The following is a 24,975-nucleotide window of genomic DNA, read 5'->3' as shown; positions in this document are numbered from 1 at the left end:
GATACCTCCTTTTAAATTTTTCCTTTTCATTCTTTATGATACCCAAATAGTTTGAAGTAATTTTATATAATTTGTGAGGAAAGTGTGAAGTTTAATTTTAAATGTTGTAAACTGAGTAAAAAATAATTAAACTAAAGATGGGAGGTGTTTTTTATGCAAAAAGTTTTAGTAATTGAAGACGAAGAAGGAATGAGAGATATTTTAAAAACTTATTTAGAAAATAATGGATATGAAGTATTGGTAGCTGAAAATGGCAAAATAGGGCTTGAATATTTTAATAATAATAAAGATATAAGCATAATCCTTTTAGATATAATGCTTCCAGATATAAGTGGTTGGAGCCTTTTAAAAACAATTAGAGAAAAGTCAAAAGTGCCTGTAATGATGATAACAGCAAGAGGAGAAGAGTATGATAAACTTTTAGGGTTTGAATTAGGAGCAGATGATTACGTTGTAAAACCTTTTAGCCCTAAAGAAGTAATCGCTCGCGTTAAAGCAATTTTGTCAAGAACTTATGGAGCTTCAGAAGAAGATGGGAAAACAGAATATGAAGGAATTTCTATAAATGTAAGTTCTAGAGAAGTCACGGTTGATGGAGAAAAAATTGACCTTACGCCAAAAGAATTTGACCTTTTAAAACTCTTAATAGATAATAAAGGAAAAGTTGTATCCCGCGAAAAGTGCCTTAATGAAGTATGGGGATATGATTTTTATGGAGATTTAAGAACCGTAGACACCCATATAAAACAGTTGAGAGAAAAATTAGGAGAAAAGCGCAAACTCATAAAAACAGTTTGGGGAATAGGTTACAAATTGGATGGTGAATAAATTTGAAAGGAATAAGAAAAAAGCTTTTTATCTCTTACCTTATCATAGGCCTTATAATTTTATCTATGTTTTGGCTTACTCAAGTAGTTTTTATTAATAAGATATACTCTTATTACAAAATAAATCAACTTAAAAATTACAGTGAAAAAATTGTAGAAGCAATAAATAACAACGATGAAATACTTATAAGTAAACTTATCGACAAATCTAGTGCCAGAGTTGTGGCAATAACAGAAAATAACATAATAATCGCGGGAGATAACAGAGGATACGGTAGGGGATTGGGAATCCCTGAAATATTTCTTCGTCCTACAAGCACTGTAAAAGTTGTAAAATATGAGCATCCTTTTTTGCATATAGAATATCTTTCTATTGTAAGGCCTTTTTTATATAGCGGAAAACCCGCTACTTTAATAATGAGCATCCCTATCGCCGCTATAAACGACTCTGTCAATCTTTTTAAACAAGTTTTTTGGCGGATTTTTGTCGTCACAATAGCAGCAATTTTATTTGTGTCAATTTACATGTCGAAAAAGTTTACTCGACCTATACAAATTTTGAAAAATGCTGCTCACCAAATCGCTTCTGGAAATTTAGATGTCAAAATAAATTACCAAGAAGAAGATGAATTAGGAGACCTTGCAAAATCTATGAACACAATGGTAAAACAACTGTCTATTACAGATAAATTTAGAAAAGATTTGATTGCAAATATAAGCCATGATTTAAAAACACCTCTTGGCCTTATACGTGGATATTCTGAAATGCTTTTAGACTACTATGGAGACGATAAAGAAAAAAGAGAAAAATATTTAAATACAGTGATTAAAGAAACAGAGAGAATGTCTAAATTAGTAGACGACGTGTTACAGCTTTCTAAGCTCCAATCAGGAATGGTAGAAATAAAAGAGGAACCTATAGATTTAGAAAAACTTATATTTGAAACTTTAGACATATTTGAAATTCAAATTTTAGAAAAAATATAGAAGTAAAGCTTAATAATCTTAAGCTTAAGGTAATAGCGGATAGGGAAATGATAAAACGGGCAATTATAAATATAATAAGCAATGCTATGGCGAGTATGGAAAATGGCGGAATTCTTACTATAACTGCAGAGCCTCAAGATAAAGAAATTTTAATTAAAGTATCAGATACGGGATGCGGCATCCCTCAAAAAGATTTAGAACACATCTTTGACAGATATTACAAAGGAAACAAATCAGGAACAGGGCTTGGACTTGCAATAGTGAAAGAAATATTGACATTGCACGGCAGTAAATATGGTATAGAAAGTCAAGAAGGAGTAGGAACCACTTTTTATTTTACATTAAAAGCGGGTTAACCCCGCTTTCAATCTTTAAAAAAATAGCAAATCAATGTGTCTTATCACATTCCGGTAAATATCGCTAATTGAATTCCCAGTCTTTTCAGCAATGGCTTTAACATCTTCATACTCAGGATACGCTTTAATAAGTTTTCCATTTAAATAGCCCTTTTTAACCCTTACTTTTCCGTAAGGAGTTTCCACAATTGAAAAATCCCTATCCAGTTTATGCCTTAAAACTTCATAATACCTTATGCCAAAAGTAGAAGTTTCTTTAAAAATTATCTCCTTTAATTTATCAGCATTTTCTTTCTCACAAATTACAGTAATGAGCGTACCCGGCCTTTGCTTTTTCATGATAATAGGAATCAAAAACACATCCAATGCCCCGTTTTCAAAAAGTTTTTCAAATAGATACTGATAAAACTCTGGATTCATATCATCTATATTAGTCTCTAAAATCATCAATGACTCAGGTTTTTTTTACCTCTTCCTCTCCCACATATGTCCTCAAAACATTTGGTATTTCCAAATCTTTGGTACCAGCTCCATATCCTATAGAATTTATAGTCATATCCGGTATACCACCAAATTCATTTACTAAAGTTTTTACAATAGCAGCACCAGTTGGCGTTACAATTTCGCCTTCTATATCGCTTTTATACACAGGTATTCCTTTTAAAAGTTCTGCTGTTGCTGGTGCAGGCACAGGTATAAGGCCGTGTTGAGTATCTACAAAGCCTGAACTTACTGGCAATGGAGAAGAAACAATCTTATCTGGCTTTATCATGTCTATAAGTATCGCCGTACCTATTATATCTACTATAGAATCTACTGCCCCCACTTCATGAAAATGCACTTCTTCAGGAGATTTGCCATGCACTTTTGCCTCTGCTTCTGCTAATTTCTCAAACATCTCAATACTCATTTTCTTGACTTCTTCTTCCAAATCACTCTTCTCGATGATTTCTCTCACATCTTTCATATGCCTATGATGGTGATGATGCTCTTCCTCATACAATACCTTAAAAGTCCTAGCACTTATACTGTTCTTTTGCGTTTCACCTATCTCTATATCAAAATTGTCCAAAGCTATCTTCTTTACCTTCTTTTTAAACTCTTCCACATCTACATGAGATAATAATGAAGCAATAGTCATATCTCCAGAAATTCCAGCAAAACAGTCAAAATATAAGACTTTCATTATGATTTCTCCCCTATCCTATTTATTAAACTGGCAGAATAAGCCGCACCAAAACCGTTATCAATATTTACAACACTTACGCCACTGGCACAGGAATTAAGCATAGTCAAAAGAGCGGACAAACCGTGAAAGTTAGCACCATATCCTACGCTTGTAGGTACTGCAATTATAGGAGAGCTAACCAATCCTCCTAAAACAGTAGGAAGTGCTCCTTCCATACCAGCAACTGCAATCAATACACGGCATTGTCTGATTTCATCTAATTTATCTAAAAGCCTATGTAATCCTGCAACTCCAACATCATAAAATCTCTTCACAGTGTTTCCCATAAGTTCTGCAGTAATAGCCGCTTCTTCAGCAACAGGCAAATCAGAAGTTCCAGCAGCCACTACTCCAATTATGCCTTTTGTCTTATTTATTGGCGTATTTCTTATAGAAATTATACGAGCTTCCTCATAATAGACTGCTTTTTCTACTACCTCTTTCACTGCTTCAAAATGTTGTTGTGAGGCTCTTGTCCCTAAAATATCACTCCCATTTTTATACATATTAAAAGCAATTTCTCTAACCTGCTGGGGAGTCTTTCCTTGACAAAAAATTACTTCAGGAAATCCCTTTCTTATCTCTCTGTGATAATCAATTTTAGCAAATCCCAAATCTTCATAAGGAAGTTTCTTTAAAGCTTCTAGCGCTTCATCTATTGATAACTTGTTTTGTTTGAACTCCATTAAAATTTGCAATATTTTCTCATTATACATTTTTTACCACCTTCACATGAGGTTCATTTAAGCTGCCAGTTCTGTATCCTTCTAAATCCAGTGCTACATACTTAAATCCAGCATCTTTAATCCTTTTTACAACTTCCTCCCTTATACCTTCTTCAAAAATTGTCTCCATCTGCTCCTTTGGAAGTTCAATCCTTGCAACATCTCCATGGTATCTCACTCTAAATCCTGAAAAACCTAAGTCTTTCAAATCCTCTTCTGCCTTTTCTACCATAGAAAGCTTATCATAAGTTATCTTTTCTCCGTAAGGAATCCTTGAAGCAAGACATGCATAAGAAGGTTTCCACCATGTAGGAAGCCCCATCTCTTTAGATAAAATTCTTATCTCTTCTTTTTTTATACCACATTCTAACAAAGGGCTTAAAATTCCTAATTCTTTTAAAGCCCTTCTTCCTGGTCTAAAATCAGACACATCATCTGCATTTGTGCCTTCTAGGATATATTTGAAGCCCTTTTCTTCTGCAATAGCTTTAAACCTTGAAAATAAATTGGATTTACATATATAGCACCTATTTAAAGGATTTTTTTTAAATTCTTCTATTTCAAGAATATCATTAAACTCCACAACCAAGTGGGGGAGTCCTATTTTTTTAGCAAGCTCTACAGCTTCTTTTAATTCACTTTTAGGATGCATCGGAGAAGTGGCAGTAACAGCTAATACTCTATTCCCTAAAACATCGTAACTTACTTTTGCCAAAAAAGTGCTATCTACACCTCCAGAAAAAGCAATTAATGCGTTATCTAACCTTGACAAATATTCTTGCAATTTCCTTAGCTTCTCTTTAATTTCTATATTAACACCCCCCTATGGTATACCCATCTATACTGTGTATAACTATTTTATCACATATATTAAAATAAACAAAATGTCAAAGCGCTTAAAAGTAAAGGCCTTTAAGCGCTTTTTAATCTATCTAAATTTTAAAAATCTTCACAGCCTCATCTAATTTCACTGCTACCTCTTCTAAATTCTTAGCTGAATCTGTTAGGTTTTCTACAGCTGAAAGCTGCTCTTCTGTAGAAGCACTTACTTCTTCAGTAGAAGCCGCTGTCTCTTCTGAAATTGCAGAAATACTTTCCATCGATATGACAATTTCATTTTTCTTTTCTTCCATGGCATTCATCAATGAATTTATATTGTCTATCATTTTTGTAATTCCACTTATAAAAGCTTCAAACTCCATAAAAGCATTTTGCGTATCTTTTACAGCTTGATTTTGTTTTTCAATGCTTTTGTCCGCCGACTGCATAGCATTTGTAGCCATATCAATTGCTTGTTGCATCTTTTCTATTATGTCTTTTATTTGATTGGTAGATTCTGCAGATTGCTGAGCCAATTTTTTTACTTCTTCGGCTACAACAGCAAAACCACGTCCAGCTTCTCCGGCACGGGCTGCTTCAATTGCAGCGTTTAATGATAAAAGGTTTGTCTTATCCGCAATTTCTTCTATCACTGCTGTTATAGCACTTATCTTATGAGAATTTTCCTTGATTTTGTTAATAGTTTCAAAAACATAAAATGTTGCCTTATTTGTCTCCTCTGAACTTTGTTTTAAAGCCTCTAACTTTTTCAAACCATCAGCTTTGACATCTTCTGCTTTATCTGAATATCTCTTCATTTCTTCGGTAGTTTTCAAAATTTCATCTATATCATTTCCAAATTCCGATATCTTTTGTACGCTTACCGATATTTCTTGTGCTTGGTCATTAGCCCCTTTTGCTATATCATCTACGGCATTTGCAATATCTTGAACAGATTGTGCTGTTTCATCGCTTATCTCTCTAAAACGAGTTGATGCTTCTATTAAAGAAACACTCGACTCTTTAACTTTTGTTGCAATAGCCCTTAATTTCTGTACTGTATCATTATATTCCCTTTCTAACACTCCAAATTCGTCTTTTCTTCTTGCATCAATAAAGGAAGTTAAATCTCCTTCTTTTAATTTATTCATGGCTGTTAACATTTTGTAGACTGGTCTTGTAAAGTTTCTAGCAAATAGATAAGCGATAACTAGCGAAATGAGTGAAAATATGATTATAATTGCTATAAAAATATTATTAATTTTTGACACTCCAGAAAGATAATCAGATTTATTTACAATTCCAACGACTTTCCATCCTGTAGTCGGATTAGTATCAAAAATTACAACACTGTCTTCATTGTTGAAGCGTGTTTGTATTTCTCCTTTTTGTTCTTTGAAAACATAATTTGCAAAAGATTGTTTATAGAAATTACTTCCTATCATTTTTTTAGTAGAATCCAAAAAAACTATTCCATTTTTATCGACTAAAAGGACCATGCCATTCTGTCCTATTTTGACATCCTTTAGGAGATTTTCTATACCATATAAATTTAAGTCCATTCCTACAACGCCAACCACTTCATTAGTAAGAGGATTCAACACGGACTGAGATACTGAAATTACATAATTTCCAGTTGCTTCATCTTTATAAGCATCTGTCCAAAAAGGATTTCCATTAGCCTTCACAGCCCCTGTATACCACGGTCTAGTAGTAGGGTCAAAATCAGAACTTAAATCAACATGTGGAAAAGTATAAATTTTTTTATCAGATGTCCCATAATAAATCAAAGAGGCATTAGGAGTCATATTTTTTAAATTTATAAGGACACTGTTTATTTTATCTGTAGTCTCTTCCTCTGTATTTCCTTTAATTAACAAATTAGAATCGCTCTTTGCAAAATAGTTGAGTTTACTTGCAGTATTATCCAAATAAAGATTTAATTCTTGATTAACTGAGCTAACACTACTGCTCATATTAGATAATGTCGAATTAGTAATTTCTTGCGCAGAAAACCTATAAGATATGTACCCGCTTAAAGCCAAAGAAGAAATTACAATGCCAATAATCATTAAACTTAATTTTGTTTGTATACTCGAAAGTTTTACCTGCTTTTTAAGATTCAATACTTCATTGATATTCCTCATTTTTTTTAAATTTATAGCTTTTTTCAATATATCTCCCCCCCAGATTGATATACTATTTCTTATATCGTCTTGTCCTTGTAAAAAGTTTAATTTCTCCTTGCTCTTTTATAAAATTCAAAAGCATAAATAAAAAATGCTAAAATTGCTAAAGCTAAAGCTATGATCATCAATGTAAAACTATAAGGCCATTCAAAAATTGAAAAAATTATAGCTATATAAAAGAAAAAAGTAGCAGTTTTGCCGTAATTGTTTGCGGGTATAGCAATTTTTTGTTTTTTGTAAAGTATTGCGGCTCCTATTATCATTGAAAATTCTTTTATCATTAAAATAGCAATAATAAAAAAAGGAATTAAATCTTTTATCCATAAACTGGTCAAAACGGTAAGTATCATCAACTTGTCCGCAAGAGGATCAAGTAAAGTACCCATTTTTGTCACTTGATTATAGTGCCTCGCTATATAACCATCCAAAATATCCGTAATACCTGATAATATAAAAATCAGTGCAGCATAAATGTTTCCTTCAGGCACATAAAAAAAGTATAAACAAAAAGAGGTATAAGCAAAAACCTAATAAAAGTGAGAAGGTTTGGTATATTCATGTAAACACTCCCTGCCTGTCAAGTTTAATAAAATTATAATACAAAAAAATCAAAAGTAAAAGGCCCTTATCGGGCCATATTTGCTGGGAACTTCATCTCATCCAAAGCTATTCGGAAACTATATCCATCTTCTTCTTTTTTAAAGTCTTCTATGTTGGTAAAACATTTAGCAAAAACGTCATTTTTTGTGTGGACTTCAATATCTCTTAAATTATACTTTAAAGCCGTCCTTCTCAGCAACGAATTAATTATTTCTTGAGCAGTTTCTAATTCTACATTTTCCTTCTTCTCAATATAAATATACATGCTGCTCCTTTTTTGTTGCCAGTCAATATCGTATAACACACAAAAGCCTAATTTCACGCCTTCTTTTGTTTCCAGCACAAACATTTTCCTATTCTTCCCAAAAGGTATATTTAAAACATTATCTTTCTCTCGAGATATTTTAAACAAATCAATTAAAAATTTGACCACATTAATGTCTTGCAACCATAAGGAAAATATTTTTTTGTCTTTTTTCTCTAAATCTTTAATTAAAACTTTTCCATTTTCTCCCATTCTCAACACCACCTATCTATAAATATATATTCTTTACAAATTTCAAAAATCCTGCTTAAAAACAGAAAATAATTTTCGACAAATAAACAATATAGAAATAAAAAAGAGGAGAAAGCCTCCTCTCAGACTGTAGACAAACTTTCGTAAAGGAGATATTTTGCATAAGGAGCGACTTGTTACAAAGCGGTAACAAAACTTAGCAAGACCGAGGGTGGAGGCAGGGCCGAAGCCATGGATGGCGAAGGCGGGCACCTGAGGCAAGGAGGCCGATTGTGCCCGGTACCCTGCCGGAGCCCGAAGGTCGAGCTTTAGTTTTGTCGCTTTGGAACATCGGAGCGACGATGCAAAATATCTCCTTTGAATATTTTTTAACTTTGTCAACAAACTGAGAGGAGTAAAACCTCCTCTGAGCTTGTTGAAATTTTCATAAGTCTTTATTTCTATAATTTATTGCATAGGAACATTTTTTAAAACCTCTGAAAATATGCTTATAAAGGTTGCACCTGCAAAAATTATCATTATTATAAATAAAACGACCAAAACTATGTAAGGAAGAAAATATACAAGCACTGCATTCCCCGTACTCATTTTATAATTTTCCTTTATAGCTATAATTTCTAAAACAATTACCCATACCGTAAATATCGCTAAAAATAAATACGTAAGTATTAAGCCAGCTCTTGAATTTAACAAACGGACAAATAAGTTTACAACAACCATAAAAATCATGGGAAGTTTTGCAAACCCTATTGCAGAATACAATCCCTTTGCTGTACCTATTACTACCTCTTCTTTCTCACCGCTTGCCTTTTGTTCAATTTCAGCATTATTCTCTTCAATTTGATCAAAAGATACATTATCTTCCACTTTAGCATACATTTTACCTTCTAAAATTTCCGCTAAAAAGTGATACACTGCTGCATAAACAAAGTAAGTCAAAGGAGCTATAAATATACTCCCAAATACAGCCATCGGAACAAATAAAGCTCTTAGCCTCCCAACATCAGGCATACCTGAGCTGGAAGTAAAAAAATCTGTACCAACCATTGTAAACCTATAATTGCTTGTCACAGTCAATAGTCCTGTAACTATAATGACAACAACAGCTTGCCAAATCGGTTTTTCCCTTACAATCTCTTTTATAGTTTCTACCGGCTGAAAAAATATCCCATATAATCTCTCTAAAAAATTCACTTCTATAACCTCCCAATTTTTTAAATTCAAAATTATGCTTATATAAATTTTACCACACTTTTTATTTTTTCTTTAAATTTTTGTTAAATTTTTTAACCATGAAGGAAAATAAATTTTTTTGGTGAATTATATATATCGAGGTGATAAAATGCAAGCAGAAATATTAAAAGCTATTCAAACAATTTCAAATCCTTTTTTAGATTATTTTTTTATAGCTGTAACCATGTTGGGAAACTCAGGTTTTTATTTTATTTTTATTCCAATCTTTTATTGGTGTGTAGATAAAAGATTTGGTTTAAAGCTGGGACTCATCTTGATAAGCTCTATCTATGTAAATACTGTTTTGAAAGAGACAACAAAAATAGCCAGGCCCATAGGATATCCAGGAATAAGGTCTATTTTTACACAATCGGCAGGAGGATATTCTTTTCCTAGCGGCCATGCACAAGGTTCTACAACCCTTTGGGGGACTTTAATGGTGCATTATCAAAAAAAATGGCTGTGGTATGTAGGAACTGCTATTGTGTTACTAGTCTCCTACTCCAGAATGTACTTAGGAGTCCATTGGCCAATGGATATTGCTGGAGGAATATTGATAGCTATTTTAATTATAATTTTAAGTGAACTTATTGATAGTATTATAAAAGAAAGCACTTTTAACATAAGTTTATCTTTTAAAGTTATTTTGTCAATTTTAATCCCTGCGCTTTTTATATTAATTTTCCCTCACAAGGATATTTATGAATACATGGGCTTAATTTCTGGTACTTTAATAGGTTATTTTATAGACAAAGAAAAATTTGATTTTACTGTCCATGCTCCTCTTCAAAAGCAAATTTTGAAGTTACTAATTGGCATAATTGTATTTTTTGCATTTAAAGAGGGATTAAAATTTGTGTTGCCTTCTGGAAATATTTTTAACGCTATAAGGTATGCAATTTGTGGCTTATGGCTTTCTCTTGGGGCACCTTACATATTCAATCTTTTTAAATTAAACGATAAAACAATAAAGGCATCGAGTAGGAGCTGAATAATTATTTTATTCAGCGTCCTCTCACACCACCGTACGTACCGTTCGGTATACGGCGGTTCATTAGGAATTGTGTACAATTAGATATCTTTGGGATAAACTCTTATAACCTATGCTTTCAAAGTATTTATTTGTAAGAGTCTTATTTAGGATTGGGCTATTGGATATTCTCCAGTAGCCTTTCCTTGTATTGGCGTATTCCCAGGCTTTTTGTTCTTCTACTCCTAGTTTTACTAAGTTATCATGCTTCGTTTTTATCTTCTTCCATTGTTTCCATATACATGCCCTTAGTCTTCGCCTTATCCATTCGTCAAGGGTTTTCATTATGCTTTTCGCGTCTGCTAATCCAAAATAGTTGACCCATCCTGTTGTTATTTGATTTAGTCTTTTTATTCTGTTTTCCATGCTTATTCCCTTGTTCCGATTGGTTATTTCTCTTACTTTTTCCTTAAACCTTTTGATGGATTTTTCATGGATTCTTATTCTTACTTCGTTTTCTTTTGTGTAGAATGAAAATCCAAGAAATTTTCTTCTCCATGGTCTATCTACAGCACTTTTTGCTTCGTTGACTTTTAGTTTTAATTTGCTTTCTATGAATTTCTTTATGCTCTTCATTACTCTGTTTCCTGCAGACCTGCTTTTTACATATATGTTGCAGTCATCTGCATATCGGCAGAATTTGTGCCCTCTCCTTTCAAGTTCTTTGTCTAGTTCGTCCAACATTATGTTTGCTAATAGGGGACTTAATGGCCCTCCTTGGGGTGTCCCTTCTTCTGTTGATATTTTGATTCCGTTTATCATTACTCCTGATTCTAGGTATCTTCGTATTAACTTTAGTACTCTTTTGTCCCCTATCCGCTTTTCTAGTTTGGACATTATTATGTCGTGGTTTACTCTGTCAAAGAACTTTTCTAAGTCCATATCTACAACCCATGTGTATCCTTCATTTATGTATGCTTCTGCGGCTTTTATTGCGTCTTTTGCACTGCGTCCTGGTCTGAATCCATAACTGCTATCTGAAAATGTATGGTTGTAGACTTTATTCAGTATTTGGGCTATTGCTTGTTGTATTAGTCTATCTAGTGCTGTAGGTATTCCTAGTAGTCTTACTCCTCCATCTGGTTTGGGAATTTCTACTCTTCGCACTGGTTGTGGTTTGTATTTCCCCTCCAGCAGTTGTTGTTTTATGGTTGGCCAGTTTTCTTTGAGATACGGTAGAAGTTCATCTACTTCCATCCCATCGACTCCATGGCTTCCTTTATTTGCAACAACGCGCTTGTATGCTGCTTCCATGTTCCCTCGTTCTACTATCATTTCAAGCATCTTGCCGGTATATCTTTGTACCTCGTTTCTTCCATCTTCCGACGCCGATGATATACTATGCACTTCCGTTGTCTTTTGAAATTCCATTTCTCTATTCAACGGATAGCCTCTTTGTTGAGTTGTCTGCAGTCTCTGCATATCTTTCGAGTCCATAAGATTTCCAAAACCTCCTAACGTTCGGTCCTTCCTTATCTATTCATGTCTAGATAAGTACTATGACCTCTGCTGACTTCTCAAGGTTCAACCATACATCACTGTATGGGTTGTCACTTCAGATTTTACTTCCATGACTTATCCTTGAGACCTCCCCGGGTAAGAACGATAACTTTCATCTCATATATCTGCCAGATTTACTGTATGGGATTCGGGTAGTGTTGGACTTCGTTTTGTTACGCAAACTCATCCATCCCAATTCAGCCTCTTATCTGGTTCTTGTTCATCAGACCGAGATTTTGCCTTAAGCTTCCTTCAGATTCCACCTCACGATGGACACCCTTGCTCTTGGCTAGTGGTTCCCACTACCAAGCCCACAGCGGACTTTCACCGCCTAGTTATCGCCCATGCCGGGCGCACATAAAAATAAGACCTCCTTCGGGAGGTCTTATCCAATATTAGCCATACTTTTAGTGTGCTTATCAGCTACTTTGCTAGCCCCATAAGATGCAGGCTTAACTTGTGCTTCAAATCCACATCCTAACACCATGTTAACCACTTCTTTTATAATATCTCTCGTTTTACCATTTTCCCCTACATCTAAATGAATCTGTATATTTATATCTTTTTTATCAGTCTGATTGATCTTTTCAAAAAGCTGATTCGCTATTTCAATGCTGTAAGTAGCCTCCATAAAAATCCGTTGTCTTAAAGACAACACCTTTTTATTATAAAATTTCCTATAATAGTACCTGGCACCTTTTCCTTCTCGGTATATGATTACAGCAGTAACAAAACATACGGATTTACCTGGTTGAGAGTCTGTGCCCACCATTAATTTGTAATTAGATTGCCGGTCTCCCTCAACAAATTCCATGATGTCTTCGAACATTTTATCAATATCCATTTTTCCCTTCGTTGGGCTAATGAAATACAATGGCCCCATCTCCTTTAACTGCAAATTGCTTAGCGCAATTAAATCTTATTTTAATTTTTATTATACACCATTTTCTTAAAAAGTGTATTAAAATTTTTTATTTTTTGTTAAACTATCAATTTTGTAACAAACAGTATCAAATCTGCAGCTGGTATAAATATAAGCTGAGCCAGCAACGTACCCAAAATTTTCCCAAACACAAGAAGCACTACCATACTGTCCACATCATGTTGGGTCCTTTTACCGCTTAAGGCCTGGTCAGTTATAAGAGCCGCCACAGGGTCAACTACAACGGTAAACAATACAGTCGCAAATCCATTTACAATACCCGAAAGCTGACTGGCTGTAATTCTATACTCAGGAATAATAGCTCCGGCGTAAAGTGAAGATATAACACCTGTGGTGTAGATAGAAGTAATAATAACGTTATATATCAAAAAAGTTTTTGGTATGTTAGCCTTCCAGACACCTTTTAACATAGACAGCCTTGGCAGAACAATCTTTTTCTTTACCTTTTTTAAATTACTCCATCTAAACCCCTTAAGAATAAGCTTAGGGACTGTTCCAGCTCCTTCCATTCCATTTATGGCAACAGTAAAAATCGATACAAAAGTGGGCATCAGGGGTGCTCCTATCAATGCCCCTAATGTAGCTGAAAAAAGTACAATTCTCATATCATTTTGAAGGAGATGAACCTTGTCCACTTTTATCGCCATATCTACAATACTGCCAAGAAAAGGTGCTTGAATCATATTTGATAGTCTTGATATCACAGCCATAATGTTAAAAAGCGAAAGAGCAACAGCAAGCTTTCGAGTTCTTACACCAGAAGGTCTTATGGAATAAGAAAGTGTATCAATCAAATTTATAACCATCGTAAAGAAAGCTACAATTATGAGTCTTTTTGCATCTATCATTTGTTCACATCCGTTTCTTTATTTAAATTCCTTTATAATTATATTGTACAATGCTTTTTTTTCAACATTTATCTTTTTCCAAAGTTTGTGGTATAATCTATGATATCGGAGGGATATAAATGACACAAAAACATTACAGCAAATGGGTAATTCTTTCTGCAGTCGTCATAGGCAGTATTATGGGACCAATTGATGGAAGTGTTGTCAACATAGCGATGCCAGAATTCACAAAAATTTTTCACACTAACATAACAACAGTAAGCTGGGTCTCCATGACATATTTATTAGTTTTAAGCAGTCTAATGATGACTTTTGGTAGACTTGGCGATATGTTGGGTTATAAAAAACTGTATCAATACGGTCTTTTGACTTTTTCAATATCTTCTGCAATTTTGAGTCTTTCTGTAAACATATATATGTTGATAATTATGAGAGCTTTTCAAGCAGTAGGAGCCGCCATGCTTATGTCAATGTCTTCCGCCATAATTACATCTGTGTTTCCTCCAAACGAAAGAGGTAGAGCTCTTGGCATCAACGCTATGTCTATATCAATCGGTCTCGCGATAGGTCCTACATTAGGTGGACTTCTTTTGAAATACTTAGGCTGGCGTTCTATATTTTACATAAACGTACCTATCGGTATAATAGGTTACATATGGGCTCATATTGTGGTCCCTGACAACAAAGGAGTAGCTGAAAAATTCGATCCTTATGGCTCTATTTCTTTCTTTGCTTTTCTTGCAAGCCTTTTGCTTTTTATTTCAGAAGGTGGAACATGGGGTTGGTCGTCTCTTACAAGCATAGTCGCATTAGTTACATCAATAGCATCTTTGATAATTTTTATCAACGTAGAAAACAAAGTAGAGTTTCCTATGTTTGACTTTTCCCTTTTGAAAATAAGGTCTTTCACTTTTGGAAACATAAGCACCCTGCTAAACTTTATGGCTCAAAACACGATGACTTTTTTAACCCCTTTCCTCCTTCAGCATCTAGGATTTACTACCGAAAAAGCAGGTATAATCATGACTTCTTTCCCTCTCGTCATGTTCGTCGTAGCACCTTTAAGCGGTATTTTAGCTGATAGATACGGCGCTCAAATTTTATCAACTATTGGCGCACTAATTTCTGCAACAGCCCTTTTTCTCATGGCAACTTTAACGGGAAAATCTACTATGTTTGCCATTATGGCTCGCCTTGCTCTTTTTGGAATAGGAAATGCTATCTTCCAAACGCCAAATAACAGTGCAGTAATGGGAAGTGCACCAAAAAACAGATTAGGGGTAGCCTCCGCCTTCCTTGCAACAATGAGAAATGTAGGAATGGTAATGGGCATCGCAGTAGGAAGTGCGATATTTACCAACAGGTTAAAAGTTTATCAAGCTCTAAAATTTTCTTCTAATGCAGCCTTTATGATTGCGATTAAAGAAGCTTATATAACTGCAGGGATTTTCTCATTGATATGCGCTTTTACTTCTCTGGTGAGAAATAATGTTAAATTAATACAAGGAAAGGATTGATTTAAATGGAAACCACTCTTGCTATAGTAAAACCCGACGGTGTCAAGAGAGGGCTTATAGGAGAAATATTAAAAAGATATGAAAACAAAGGTTTAAGGCTTAAAGCGGCAAAAGTAATAACTCCAACAATTGAGCTTTTAGAAAAGCACTACGAGGAACACAAAGGCAAGCCTTACTACAAACCTTTAATACAGTACATGTCCTCAGGTCCTGTCTTTGCAATGGTACTAGAAGGAGAAAACGCCGTAAAAATAGTTAGATTATTAAACGGTGCTACTAAAGTGGAAGAGGCCCTCCCTGGAACGATAAGAGGTGATTTTGCTTCTAGTACTACTTTTAACATTATTCACGGTTCAGATAGTATTGAATCTGCAAAAAGAGAAATAGCACTGTGGTTTCCTGAATTAGCATGAATATTTTTGTGGACAGGGCATAAACTCTAATAGAGAAAACTATTGGAGGTATATCTTATGCCCAAAATAACAGTAGAAAGTAAAAATAACCAGTTTGGAATCATCTACGGAAGAATTGATGACTATAACTGGTACGCATTGGTACAAAAAGAAAAAGTAAGTTACGGAATAAATCCTGTTACTTTAGAAAAAGGAGATGGGAAAGTTTCAAGATTGTTTGTTTACAAAAAATTTTCTTCCAAGATTCCCAATGACTTTATAAAATCAGTAGTGGCTGATTACAGACATAAATGGAATTGGTTAGAAAAAGACAAAAAAGAGCTAATAGCAAGATTAGTAAATTATTTAGAACTTCGATATTCTCTAAAAGTATTACAAACTAAGGCGAAGTGACTTCACTTCGCCTTAGTTAATGGTACTATATAAGCAGTATAAAGATTGTTAAATACAAATTCTATTGAAGAGAAAAACACCACGACCAGCCAATCATAGCCAGTAAGCACTGTTGTCTTAAACACAACACTTAAAGGTGGAATATATATTGTAGCTAAGAAAAGCAAAAATGATGTCAAAACTGCTAACACCAAGTAAGGATTAGTAAAAATCCCTATCTCAAAAATTAAATTTCTTTCTGACCTACATTCAAAGGCGTGTATCAGCTCTACCATCACTAATGTAGCAAAAGCTATAGTTCTAGCTTTTTCCAATGTACCATAACTTAATGCAAATACATATGCTCCAAGAGTACTCAATGCCATTAAAAATCCCACTATAATGATTCTTATACCCAACCCTCTTGAAAATACACTTTCTTTAGCATTTCTCGGTCTCATCATCATTATATCTTTTTCAGGAGGATCCATCCCCAGAGCTAAAGCCGGCAACCCATCAGTAACAAGATTGACCATTAATATTTGAATTGGAGCAAGAGGCAATTTTAAGGCCATTAAAGCTGCAAAAAACATAGTCAAAACTTCTCCAAGATTACAAGAAAGCAAAAATCGTATAAACTTTCGTATATTGTCATAAATTATTCTTCCTTCTTCAACAGCTGCCACAATAGTGGCAAAATTATCATCTAATAAAATCATAGAGGAAGCCTCTTTTGCAACTTCTGTTCCTCCTTTTCCCATAGCAATACCTATATCTGCCTCTTTCAAAGCAGGGGCATCATTTACCCCATCCCCTGTCATTGCTACTGTAAAACCTTTGTTTTTAAGGACTCTGACAATTCTGAGCTTATGTTTTGGGGTTACCCTTGCATAAACACTAATATTTGTACAAACTTTCTCAAGGTCCTTATCTTCCATGTTATCTAAATCCTGCCCTGTAATCACTTTATCATTTTCCCCTAATATTTTTAATTCTTTTGCTATAGCAGTTGCAGTAATCTTGTGGTCACCTGTTATCATAACCGGTTTTATTCCTGCCATCTTACATTTTAAAACTGCACCATATACTTCCCCTCGAGGAGGGTCTATCATCCCTTCCAATCCTACAAAAACCAAATCTTTTTCTATAAATTCTGCAACCATTGGAAATTTAGGAGGAAGCTTTTTGTAAGCAAAGGCCAATACTCTCAAAGCTTCCCTGCCAAAACTTTCATTGATATCTAATATTCTTTTTTTATCAAAAACAGTAAGGGGCACTTCTCTGCCTTCTGTATATTTATATGTACAAAGGTCCAATATTACATCTGGAGCACCTTTTACATACGCATATTTTTCACCATTTATCTCCACAATAACAGACATCCTTTTTCTATCTGAATCAAAAGGAATTTCCTCCATTCTTTTAATATTTTCTACCAACTCAAGAGAAAGTCCTGATTTCATTGAAAAAGAAAGTATAGCGGCTTCAGTAGGGTCTCCTATGTATTTTTCTTCTTCTAAAGTTTCTTTGCCAATTTTTATCTTTTCCCTCTTAATCTTTGCATTATTGCACAATGCCCCTATCTCCACCATCTTTCTAAAAGCGCTTCTCTCTTTATTTCTCATTTTAGCAATTTCTTTACTTTTATCACCTTTTACTTCAAAAACTTCTTCATCACAAAACACTTTTGTCACAGTCATTTTGTTCTCTGTCAAAGTACCTGTCTTATCCGTACATATTACATTAGTGCATCCCAATGTTTCAACAGCAGGTAATTTTCTTATTAATGCATTTCTTTTAAGCATCCTTTGTACCCCGATGGCCAAAGAAACTGTAACAACAGCAGGAAGTCCTTCAGGAATAGCAGCAACTGCAAGGCTTACACCTGATAAAAACATATAATACAAAGACTCTCCTCTTATTATTCCTAATACTATTACAATACCGCATATAGCAAGAGCTCCTGCTACTAATACTTTTCCAAGTTTATTGAGTCTTTTTTGTAATGGCGTTTCATCTCCTTCAATATCTTTAATCATTCCTGCAATTTTCCCCATTTCTGTTTGCATACCTGTAGCAGTTACAATAGCTTTCCCTCTTCCTTTCGTAACAATAGTACCCATATAAACTACATTACTATCAGTTACTACCGCTCTTTTTACATTGTTTACAGCTTCCTTGTGGACAGGGACTGACTCACCAGTCAAAATCGATTCATCCACTTCTAAATTATGACTTTCTATCAAAACAGCATCTGCTGGAACTTTATCTCCCGCCTCCAAAATAATAATATCATCTATTACAATCTGAGAAGCCTCTATCTCTTTTTGTTCTCCATCCCTCAAAACTTTTGCAATAGGCGCTGCAAGTTTTTTTAAAGCTTCCAAAGACTGCTCTGTTCTACATTCTTGGATAAATCCTAATACAGCATTTAAAATGACGATTATCGTTATTGTCAAAGCATCCGCTAATTCTCCCATCAAAGCAGAAATTAAAGTTGCTGCCAATAAAACCATCACCATAAAATCTTGAAACTGATTTAAAAATATTTGCAAAGGACTAACTTTGTGCCCTTCCTCCAATATATTCGGCCCATATTTCAATAACCTTTTTTGCGCTTCTTGACTATTTAAGCCGGTAAAGTCAGTTTTATCAAAGTAGTAAATTGTTTGTTGCATTTGCTTCTTACCGTAAGACATCCCAATCCCCTTTCTTAAACTTTTTGCTCTCTAAATAAAATATGAGGGCATTCTAAAAAACATGCCCTCATTCTTTTAAACTTTGCCATCCATCTCTTGCAAGATTGACTATTAAATTATACCGAGACCTATCAGGATGATTTATCACTTTATTATACCATTTTAATGCCTCTTCCCTGTTGCCTAACATTCTATTAAGTTCTGCTATCATATATATGAGAAGTACTTCTTCTTCATATATATCCGAACCACTATAGGCTTTTATATAAGAATCCAATGCATATTTCAAATATTTTTCTTCATTTACCTTATCATTTAAAATCCTATATATCCAAGCAATTCTAAGACAAGTCTTCGCAAAAACTATGGGCTTATCTTCTTTTATCTGGGAACAATATAAAGCCAATAAATAGGCTTCTAACGCTTTTTGAGGTGTTCTTTCACCAGAAAATTCTCTTTTAACCCACTTAGCCGTTACCAGTGATAAGATTTTTTCCTTTTTGTCATTAGTTATTCTGTCAAATTCAGATTCCAAAGCAGCATATCCACAATTTGGGCACACAATAACTTCATAAAAGAAAGGATTAATGCCATCTTTATATTTAGTATAAAAATCTCTTTCTCTTTCTTCCACCTTCAATTGCGAAGATCTTACTTTGGTATATGTAAACTCTTTTTTACATACTGGGCATACAGTTTTTTTATCGTACAAATATTTGTTCCCCAATATTACACCTCCGTCCAACATTAGTCCTATTAAATATTTTAACATACTCATCTACATTTTTCGACATTCTATAGATAAAAATTAGCTATACCTCAAAAATTGAAATTATTTGTGATTTATTATTCTATATGTAAGGCCAATAAGCATAATAATGCCTCCATAACCAGCGATAGGATATAAATAATGAACAAGTTTTGCAAAACCAAACCCACTAGCTATAAGGGCCATTCCCCCCGAGGCAACAGTAAAAATCTTATATTTCACTGACCCAACTTCTGTAAACCTTGCCGCAAACCCATATAGATTTCCAACAGCCGTAGTATATATTTCTGCAATCAAAATAAAACTGTATACAAATTTCAAAACCGGTGAAATTTTACCAGCAACATAAAGCATGGGTATCTCATATAAAGAAGCAGTAGGCATATTTATAAGAATTGTAAAAAATATCAAAAATGCTCCTAATCCTAATCCCATTCCTCCTAATATAGCTCCCCATCTTAGTTTTGACCTGTCGTTGGTTTTCTGTCCAAGAGGAGCAAGAATGGCAACTGCCATCAAAAGATTATAGGAAGCATAAAGTATCCCCGACAATGCAAAATTTTTTACTGCAGCTTTAAAAGGAAAGTCAGCAGTTGTTATAACCGTAATGTCTGGTACATAAATAAGGGAAAAAATACTCACAATAATTACGGCAAGCAAGAGCAAAGGTACGACAAAAGAAATGGCAGAAATAACTCCTCCAATTCCTGTTAATACTGTTACAACCGATAATACTGCCATTACTACACCACCAAAAGCAGAAGAAAGCCCAAATTGCTCTTCAAAAATTGCTCCACAACCTGCTATCATTGCAGATAGTGCTCCAAACAAAAAAATGTAACTACTAAATCTATCACCCTTCCAAATAAAGGTCCCCCAGCCTTCATGATGACCTTTTTATAGGAGGAGGCATTAAGCCTGTTACCTAATCGCAAAATTACATACCCATAAAACACAAACATAAAAATAGCAATTAAAAGCCCTATAATTCCGTTAATTCCATGGTATACAAAAAATTGCAATATTTCTTGTCCCGAAGCAAATCCCGCTCCTACTACTGTTCCTATATAAGTTGCAGCAACTTTAAAAGCCGAAATCTCTTTTCTAATCAAAAAAATCCCGCCTTTCTTTCTATTTTAAATATATTTTTGGCGGGAGAAAAAATATTATTCTTTTGTAAAAAACTATTTACTTTTTATCATAAAATGAGTTAAAATAATAGTTGCGCCATAACAAAATATTCTAATACGTTACATTTTTTATACACAAGCAACAGGGTGAAAACAAATGAAAAAAAGAAAATGGTTTATTTTCTTTTTAATAGTAGCTATTATAGCTTCATGTGCCTTTTTTGTATATTATAAATACATCCATATAACAAAACATCCAGAATCTGTATTTAATAATGATAACAAAAATACTATTTCCAATTCTGAACAGGCATTATCTAAAAGTAAAATATATATTGCCTTTTTAGGCTTAGACAAAGATGATGAAAGAGTACACACCATAGGAAATTTTAGGACTGATACTATAATGATATTTTCAATTGATTTTAATGGTAAAGTCGTAAAAGTTCTTTCTATTCCGCGAGATACATATGTAGATATTCCCGGATTTCATAAAGACAAAATAAATGCTGCATATGTATATGGCGGTATGGGAGAAAAAGGTTATGCTCTTAGCTTAAAAACCATAAGTGATTTTTTAGGTATCAATGTGCCTTATTACATTTCAATAGACATGCAGACAATACCAGATATTGTAGACGCAATCGGTGGTGTACCTCTCGATATAGAAGTAAACATGCATAGCCATGGAGCCAACCTAGATAAAGGATACCAAATTTTGGATGGACAAAAGGCTTATCAGTATGTAAGATGGAGATATGACCCCATGGGAGATATAAACAGAGTTAAAAGGCAACAAAAGTTTATAATTGCCTTTGCTAGCCAGCTTAAGAGTAAAGCAAAAGATGTTTCTACTTATATAAATTTATACAATACTTTTAAAGGAAAGTTGTACACTAATCTCAATTATGAGCAAATACTTGCCTTAATATACTTCGTTAAAGACGTATCACCAGATTCGATAGAAAAATTCACAGTGCCAGGAGACTTTTATGATCTAAATGGAATAAGTTATTGGAAACCAGATATAGAAAAATTAAACGAGGTGCTTCAAGAATTCACAAAATAAAAAGACGCGGCTAGAAGCGTCTCTTTATTTTGTGAAACCAACTTAGTTTCTTTTTTATTGGTTCTATCACTTCAATATCTTCACCATTAATCACTTTTTGACTGTTACTAATCAAATAGTCTATGTAGGCATCTTCAATTCCTTCTTTTTTTAAAGTCTCTAAAGCTTTTGATATCTTAGGCGCTCTTCCCCTTGTTGTATGAGCATCAGAAGCTATAAAATGCACCATATTGTGTTTTATAAGCTCTAATGACTTATACCTTATCTCATCTCCAAACAAGCCTGTAATGCTTGTAGAATTAATTTGCATAAGCGCTCCTTCGTTAATTAACCTGTATATTATATCAAAATCTCCTTTAACATATGAATATCTTTCTATGTGAGCTATAATAGGAGTAACTCCTATCACCTTAAAGTCAAATATTACATCCTCTATGTATTCCGGATAACTAGCTACTGGTAATTCTATCAAAATATATTTACCCATATCATTTATTGACATAACTTCCCCTTTTTTATAACTTTCCACTAATGTAGGAGAAACAAAAGCTTCACACCCTGGAATTATCTTTAAATCTATGCGATTTTGAATTAAAAACTCATTTACCTGCTGACAAGTATTTAAAATACTCTCTTTTGATATTTCATGCTCATATTCTATATAATGAGGTGTCGCTACAATTGACTTTATACCATCTTGTACTGCAATAAGTGCCATTTCCTTCGAAATGTCCAAGGACTCAGCACCATCATCAAGGTTAGGTAATATATGACAATGTATGTCCACCATTATCTTTTCCTTCTTTTCTTATGTTGTGGTTTATTATCATCATAATAATAATAGTAATAGTAGTATCCTCTATGGCTTTCTTTTACTCTATTTAGTACAACCCCAAGAATATTAGCTTTTACACTTTCTAAAATTTCTTTTGCTCGGCTGACTGCTTCAATTTCTGTTTTCCCAGCTTGTATAACAAGTATTACTCCGTCAACCACTGGCGCTAATACTACTGCATCTGTAACAGTTACAACAGGAGGACTATCTATAAATACATAGTCGTAATCTTTTTGAATATTACTTAATAATTTTTTCATTTTATTCGAACCCAATAACTCTGCTGGATTAGGTGGAATCGGTCCGGAAGTTAATATATGTAAATTACTGTAGCTGTTATCTATATTTAAATAAGCCTCATAGTCCCCTTCATCTATCAATAAATTTGTTAAGCCTCTACTATTAGGCAAATTAAAAGTTTTATGAACTGTGGGATTCCTTAAATCTGCATCTATTACAATAACTTTACTTCCTGTCAAAGCTACAGAATAAGCTAAGTTTTTAACAACAGTACTCTTTCCCTCATTAGGTAGTGAACTGGTAATTAATATACTTTTAACTTTTTTATCTACACTTGTAAATTGCAAATTAGTTCTTAAAGCACGAAAAGCCTCAGCAAAAGGCGATTTTGGATCTGCTACAATTAGATTTCTTGCTGCTACCATTCATTTTCACATCCTCACCTAAATTTAATTTTTATTTCGGGAATGACACCTAATACAGGTAAGTCCAAGTATTTCTTTATATCTTCTGGGCTTTTTATAGTCCTGTCCATATATTCCAATAAAAATACAACAAAAATGCTTACCATAAGGCCTAAAATAGCTGCTACTGCAATATTCAAAGTTGTTTTCGGGCTAATTTTAGAGGTTGGTGGAATAGCTTTATCAATTACCTGTACATTATCAATTTTCATTATTTTTACAATATTTTCCATAAACGAATCTGCAATGGCATTTGCCATTTCTGCTGCTTTACTAGGATCACTATTTTCTACGCTTATCTCAATAATCTCTGTGTTATCTTTAGCTGCTACATCAACACTATTTTTTAATTGGTCAACTGTTAGAGGTAACCTCAGTCTCTCAATTACTGGCTGCAGAACCCTCCTACTTTTAACAATTTCACTATAAGTGGCAGCTAACATCCTACTAGTTTGTATATCTTGAACTTGTATCTGACTATTGGTAAGCACAGAACTTTGTGTTCTGCTGACTATCAAAGAAGTACTCGCCTTATACACAGGAGTAGCAATGAAATATGAAAATATCCCGCTCACTATCATAGCTAAAAGGGTAATAATTACTATCACTTTTGCCCTTTTTCTCATAATCAGGAAAATTTCGCGCAAATCAATTTCCTCTTCTGCCATTTTTAAACCCCCTTTTATCTTTTCCTTTGTATACAATTCGCTATAAAAGCAAAATTTAGTTCTTTTTAAACTTTTTTGCTATTTTACTTTTGTAACCGCAGCCTCCTTTTCGATAGCTGTTAAATTGTCAACAAGTTCTAATAAATACCTCTTAAAAGGTTCCCTTAAGTCCTCTCTTTTCAGAGCATACTCAACAGTTGCCATAAGGTAACCTAATTTATCTCCCACATCATATCTCTTGCCAATAAAATTATAGGCGTAAATTGCTTCATAATTTAAAAGAGTTTTTAAAGCATCTGTAAGCTGTATCTCCCCACCTGCTCCTGGTGGCGTGTTTTCTAATATTTCAAATATTCTTGGCGTTATTATATATCTTCCCAGAATAGCTATATTTGATGGAGCTTTTTCTTTTTTAGGCTTTTCTACGAGATTATTCACCTTGTACAATCTGTCCTCAATAGGTGTAGAATCAACAATACCATATTTATCTACATCCTCATACGGCACTTCTTGTACCCCAATAATAGAACAATTGTACCTTTCGTATTGTTCTATCATCTGCTTTAAAACAGGGACTTCCGCATCTACTATGTCATCCCCTAAAAGAACAGCAAAGGGTTCATTGCCCACAAATGCTCTCGCACAGTATATAGCATGTCCTAAACCTTTTGGTTCCTTTTGCCTTATATAGTGAATGTTCACCATATTGCTAATATCCTCTACAAGGTGTAAAAGGCTTTCCTTCTTTTTCTTTTTTAACTCCAGCTCCAACTCCACAGACTTATCAAAATGGTCTTCTATTGCTCTTTTATTTCTGCCAGTTATTATAAGAATGTCCTCTATCCCCGACTGTATCGCTTCTTCAACTATGTACTGAATAGTGGGCTTGTCCACAATGGGAAGCATTTCTTTAGGCTGGGCCTTGGTAGCAGGTAAAAACCTTGTACCAAGGCCTGCAGCCGGAATTATCGCCTTTCTTATTTTCACTGTTTTTCCT

At 34.0% G+C, this 24,975-nt stretch carries 22 protein-coding genes and 3 pseudogenes; 7 read left to right on the top strand and 18 right to left on the bottom strand.

The window, feature by feature from the left end:
* Positions 1-153 precede the first annotated feature (153 nt).
* Both THESIDRAFT1_RS09090 and THESIDRAFT1_RS09085 read left to right on the top strand, forming a co-directional pair.
* Positions 154-828: a response regulator transcription factor gene (locus THESIDRAFT1_RS09090; protein ID WP_003867722.1), complete on the top strand. Its 675-nt coding sequence runs from the start codon at positions 154-156 to the stop codon at positions 826-828.
* Positions 829-830: 2 nt separating this feature from the next.
* Positions 831-2,170: pseudogene (locus THESIDRAFT1_RS09085) on the top strand (sensor histidine kinase).
* 15 nt (positions 2,171-2,185) lie between these two features.
* Here THESIDRAFT1_RS09085 and larC2 read toward each other — a convergent pair.
* The 8 genes and pseudogenes from larC2 to THESIDRAFT1_RS09045 form a co-directional block, all read right to left on the bottom strand.
* The gene (larC2, locus tag THESIDRAFT1_RS14635) at positions 2,186-2,617 is read right to left on the bottom strand and encodes a nickel pincer cofactor biosynthesis protein LarC2 (RefSeq protein WP_003870893.1); all 432 of its coding nucleotides are present in this window, start codon (positions 2,615-2,617) and stop codon (positions 2,186-2,188) included.
* Between the two features lie 7 nt (positions 2,618-2,624).
* Complete coding sequence (gene larC / locus THESIDRAFT1_RS14630; protein WP_006570191.1) at positions 2,625-3,356, bottom strand: nickel pincer cofactor biosynthesis protein LarC; 732 nt, start codon at positions 3,354-3,356, stop codon at positions 2,625-2,627.
* Positions 3,356-4,114: a nickel pincer cofactor biosynthesis protein LarB gene (gene larB, locus THESIDRAFT1_RS09070; RefSeq protein WP_006570190.1), complete on the bottom strand. Its 759-nt coding sequence runs from the start codon at positions 4,112-4,114 to the stop codon at positions 3,356-3,358. Before larB ends, larC begins: the two co-directional genes overlap by 1 nt.
* Complete coding sequence (larE, locus tag THESIDRAFT1_RS09065; RefSeq protein WP_039929302.1) at positions 4,107-4,928, bottom strand: ATP-dependent sacrificial sulfur transferase LarE; 822 nt, start codon at positions 4,926-4,928, stop codon at positions 4,107-4,109. Before larE ends, larB begins: the two co-directional genes overlap by 8 nt.
* 127 nt (positions 4,929-5,055) lie before the next feature.
* Positions 5,056-7,116 carry a methyl-accepting chemotaxis protein gene (locus THESIDRAFT1_RS09060; RefSeq protein ID WP_006570189.1) on the bottom strand — a complete coding sequence of 687 codons (2,061 nt, stop codon included), beginning with the start codon at positions 7,114-7,116 and terminating at the stop codon, positions 5,056-5,058.
* A gap of 59 nt (positions 7,117-7,175) precedes the next feature.
* Positions 7,176-7,690: pseudogene (pgsA, locus tag THESIDRAFT1_RS09055) on the bottom strand (CDP-diacylglycerol--glycerol-3-phosphate 3-phosphatidyltransferase).
* 66 nt (positions 7,691-7,756) lie between these two features.
* Positions 7,757-8,248 carry a hypothetical protein gene (locus tag THESIDRAFT1_RS09050; protein WP_003870899.1) on the bottom strand — a complete coding sequence of 164 codons (492 nt, stop codon included), beginning with the start codon at positions 8,246-8,248 and terminating at the stop codon, positions 7,757-7,759.
* Between the two features lie 447 nt (positions 8,249-8,695).
* A complete protein-coding gene (locus THESIDRAFT1_RS09045) occupies positions 8,696-9,442 on the bottom strand; it encodes a Yip1 family protein (RefSeq protein ID WP_006570188.1) in 747 nt (248 codons plus the stop codon).
* 148 nt (positions 9,443-9,590) lie between these two features.
* Between THESIDRAFT1_RS09045 and THESIDRAFT1_RS09040 the strand changes: the two genes are divergently transcribed.
* Positions 9,591-10,472 (top strand): phosphatase PAP2 family protein, encoded by an 882-nt coding sequence (locus THESIDRAFT1_RS09040; protein WP_006570187.1) that lies wholly within the window; start codon positions 9,591-9,593, stop codon positions 10,470-10,472.
* Between the two features lie 63 nt (positions 10,473-10,535).
* Here the strand turns inward: THESIDRAFT1_RS09040 and ltrA are convergent, their stop codons facing one another.
* The 3 genes from ltrA to THESIDRAFT1_RS09025 form a co-directional block, all read right to left on the bottom strand.
* The gene (gene ltrA / locus THESIDRAFT1_RS09035) at positions 10,536-11,948 is read right to left on the bottom strand and encodes a group II intron reverse transcriptase/maturase (protein ID WP_006569145.1); all 1,413 of its coding nucleotides are present in this window, start codon (positions 11,946-11,948) and stop codon (positions 10,536-10,538) included.
* Positions 11,949-12,396: 448 nt separating this feature from the next.
* The gene (locus THESIDRAFT1_RS09030) at positions 12,397-12,885 is read right to left on the bottom strand and encodes a ribonuclease H-like YkuK family protein (RefSeq protein ID WP_003869099.1); all 489 of its coding nucleotides are present in this window, start codon (positions 12,883-12,885) and stop codon (positions 12,397-12,399) included.
* A gap of 107 nt (positions 12,886-12,992) precedes the next feature.
* Positions 12,993-13,802: a lipid II flippase Amj family protein gene (locus THESIDRAFT1_RS09025; RefSeq protein ID WP_006570186.1), complete on the bottom strand. Its 810-nt coding sequence runs from the start codon at positions 13,800-13,802 to the stop codon at positions 12,993-12,995.
* A 119-nt stretch (positions 13,803-13,921) separates the two neighbouring features.
* Between THESIDRAFT1_RS09025 and THESIDRAFT1_RS09020 the strand changes: the two genes are divergently transcribed.
* The 3 genes from THESIDRAFT1_RS09020 to THESIDRAFT1_RS09010 are packed head-to-tail and all read left to right on the top strand — an operon-like array spanning position 13,922 to position 16,125.
* A complete protein-coding gene (locus THESIDRAFT1_RS09020; protein ID WP_006570185.1) occupies positions 13,922-15,319 on the top strand; it encodes an MFS transporter in 1,398 nt (465 codons plus the stop codon).
* A gap of 5 nt (positions 15,320-15,324) precedes the next feature.
* Positions 15,325-15,732 (top strand): nucleoside-diphosphate kinase, encoded by a 408-nt coding sequence (gene ndk / locus THESIDRAFT1_RS09015; RefSeq protein ID WP_003871053.1) that lies wholly within the window; start codon positions 15,325-15,327, stop codon positions 15,730-15,732.
* A 57-nt stretch (positions 15,733-15,789) separates the two neighbouring features.
* Positions 15,790-16,125: a hypothetical protein gene (locus tag THESIDRAFT1_RS09010; protein ID WP_004397193.1), complete on the top strand. Its 336-nt coding sequence runs from the start codon at positions 15,790-15,792 to the stop codon at positions 16,123-16,125.
* Between the two features lie 2 nt (positions 16,126-16,127).
* On the opposite strand, the gene THESIDRAFT1_RS09005 is transcribed toward THESIDRAFT1_RS09010, so the two are convergent.
* The 3 genes and pseudogenes from THESIDRAFT1_RS09005 to THESIDRAFT1_RS08995 all read right to left on the bottom strand — a co-directional run bounded on the left by THESIDRAFT1_RS09005 (position 16,128) and on the right by THESIDRAFT1_RS08995 (position 20,684).
* Positions 16,128-18,803, bottom strand: coding sequence for a calcium-translocating P-type ATPase, SERCA-type (locus THESIDRAFT1_RS09005; RefSeq protein ID WP_006570184.1), 2,676 nt, complete (start codon positions 18,801-18,803; stop codon positions 16,128-16,130).
* A 67-nt stretch (positions 18,804-18,870) separates the two neighbouring features.
* Positions 18,871-19,581, bottom strand: a complete 711-nt coding sequence (locus tag THESIDRAFT1_RS09000) for a DUF2225 domain-containing protein (RefSeq protein ID WP_003871050.1) — start codon at positions 19,579-19,581, stop codon at positions 18,871-18,873.
* Between the two features lie 54 nt (positions 19,582-19,635).
* Positions 19,636-20,684 (bottom strand): annotated as a pseudogene (locus THESIDRAFT1_RS08995) (YkvI family membrane protein).
* 175 nt (positions 20,685-20,859) lie between these two features.
* Here THESIDRAFT1_RS08995 and THESIDRAFT1_RS08990 point away from each other — a divergent pair.
* Complete coding sequence (locus THESIDRAFT1_RS08990; protein ID WP_006570182.1) at positions 20,860-21,771, top strand: LCP family protein; 912 nt, start codon at positions 20,860-20,862, stop codon at positions 21,769-21,771.
* 10 nt (positions 21,772-21,781) lie between these two features.
* Here THESIDRAFT1_RS08990 and THESIDRAFT1_RS08985 read toward each other — a convergent pair whose 3' ends face one another.
* The 4 genes from THESIDRAFT1_RS08985 to galU all read right to left on the bottom strand — a co-directional run bounded on the left by THESIDRAFT1_RS08985 (position 21,782) and on the right by galU (position 24,965).
* On the bottom strand, positions 21,782-22,561 hold the full coding sequence (locus THESIDRAFT1_RS08985; RefSeq protein ID WP_006570181.1) for a tyrosine-protein phosphatase: 780 nt from the start codon (positions 22,559-22,561) through the stop codon (positions 21,782-21,784).
* Positions 22,561-23,271 carry a CpsD/CapB family tyrosine-protein kinase gene (locus THESIDRAFT1_RS08980; RefSeq protein WP_006570180.1) on the bottom strand — a complete coding sequence of 237 codons (711 nt, stop codon included), beginning with the start codon at positions 23,269-23,271 and terminating at the stop codon, positions 22,561-22,563. Before THESIDRAFT1_RS08980 ends, THESIDRAFT1_RS08985 begins: the two co-directional genes overlap by 1 nt.
* 14 nt (positions 23,272-23,285) lie before the next feature.
* Positions 23,286-23,978, bottom strand: a complete 693-nt coding sequence (locus tag THESIDRAFT1_RS08975) for a YveK family protein (protein ID WP_006570179.1) — start codon at positions 23,976-23,978, stop codon at positions 23,286-23,288.
* Positions 23,979-24,056: 78 nt separating this feature from the next.
* Positions 24,057-24,965 (bottom strand): UTP--glucose-1-phosphate uridylyltransferase GalU, encoded by a 909-nt coding sequence (gene galU / locus THESIDRAFT1_RS08970; protein ID WP_006570178.1) that lies wholly within the window; start codon positions 24,963-24,965, stop codon positions 24,057-24,059.
* Positions 24,966-24,975 lie beyond the last annotated feature (10 nt).

Source organism: Thermoanaerobacter siderophilus SR4, assembly GCF_000262445.1.
Lineage (GTDB): Bacteria > Bacillota > Thermoanaerobacteria > Thermoanaerobacterales > Thermoanaerobacteraceae > Thermoanaerobacter > Thermoanaerobacter ethanolicus.
The sequence above is the reverse complement of the archived record's forward strand: the minus strand, read 5'-3'. Positions and strand labels throughout refer to the sequence as shown.

Bases quoted from the DNA above. Each gene is read 5' to 3' on its own strand.
- THESIDRAFT1_RS09010 (WP_004397193.1), top strand. From the start codon at position 15,790: ATGCCCAAAATAACAGTAGAAAGTAAAAATAACCAGTTTGGAATCATC.
- THESIDRAFT1_RS09020 (WP_006570185.1), top strand. From the start codon at position 13,922: ATGACACAAAAACATTACAGCAAATGGGTAATTCTTTCTGCAGTCGTC.
- larB (WP_006570190.1), bottom strand. From the start codon at position 4,114: ATGTATAATGAGAAAATATTGCAAATTTTAATGGAGTTCAAACAAAAC.
- THESIDRAFT1_RS09025 (WP_006570186.1), bottom strand. From the start codon at position 13,802: ATGATAGATGCAAAAAGACTCATAATTGTAGCTTTCTTTACGATGGTT.
- THESIDRAFT1_RS08980 (WP_006570180.1), bottom strand. From the start codon at position 23,271: ATGGTAGCAGCAAGAAATCTAATTGTAGCAGATCCAAAATCGCCTTTT.
- ltrA (WP_006569145.1), bottom strand. From the start codon at position 11,948: ATGGACTCGAAAGATATGCAGAGACTGCAGACAACTCAACAAAGAGGC.
- THESIDRAFT1_RS08975 (WP_006570179.1), bottom strand. From the start codon at position 23,978: ATGGCAGAAGAGGAAATTGATTTGCGCGAAATTTTCCTGATTATGAGA.
- THESIDRAFT1_RS08985 (WP_006570181.1), bottom strand. From the start codon at position 22,561: ATGGTGGACATACATTGTCATATATTACCTAACCTTGATGATGGTGCT.
- THESIDRAFT1_RS09050 (WP_003870899.1), bottom strand. From the start codon at position 8,248: ATGGGAGAAAATGGAAAAGTTTTAATTAAAGATTTAGAGAAAAAAGAC.
- larC2 (WP_003870893.1), bottom strand. From the start codon at position 2,617: ATGATTTTAGAGACTAATATAGATGATATGAATCCAGAGTTTTATCAG.
- THESIDRAFT1_RS09090 (WP_003867722.1), top strand. From the start codon at position 154: ATGCAAAAAGTTTTAGTAATTGAAGACGAAGAAGGAATGAGAGATATT.
- THESIDRAFT1_RS08990 (WP_006570182.1), top strand. From the start codon at position 20,860: ATGAAAAAAAGAAAATGGTTTATTTTCTTTTTAATAGTAGCTATTATA.
- ndk (WP_003871053.1), top strand. From the start codon at position 15,325: ATGGAAACCACTCTTGCTATAGTAAAACCCGACGGTGTCAAGAGAGGG.
- THESIDRAFT1_RS09005 (WP_006570184.1), bottom strand. From the start codon at position 18,803: ATGTCTTACGGTAAGAAGCAAATGCAACAAACAATTTACTACTTTGAT.
- THESIDRAFT1_RS09000 (WP_003871050.1), bottom strand. From the start codon at position 19,581: ATGAGTATGTTAAAATATTTAATAGGACTAATGTTGGACGGAGGTGTA.
- larC (WP_006570191.1), bottom strand. From the start codon at position 3,356: ATGAAAGTCTTATATTTTGACTGTTTTGCTGGAATTTCTGGAGATATG.
- THESIDRAFT1_RS09040 (WP_006570187.1), top strand. From the start codon at position 9,591: ATGCAAGCAGAAATATTAAAAGCTATTCAAACAATTTCAAATCCTTTT.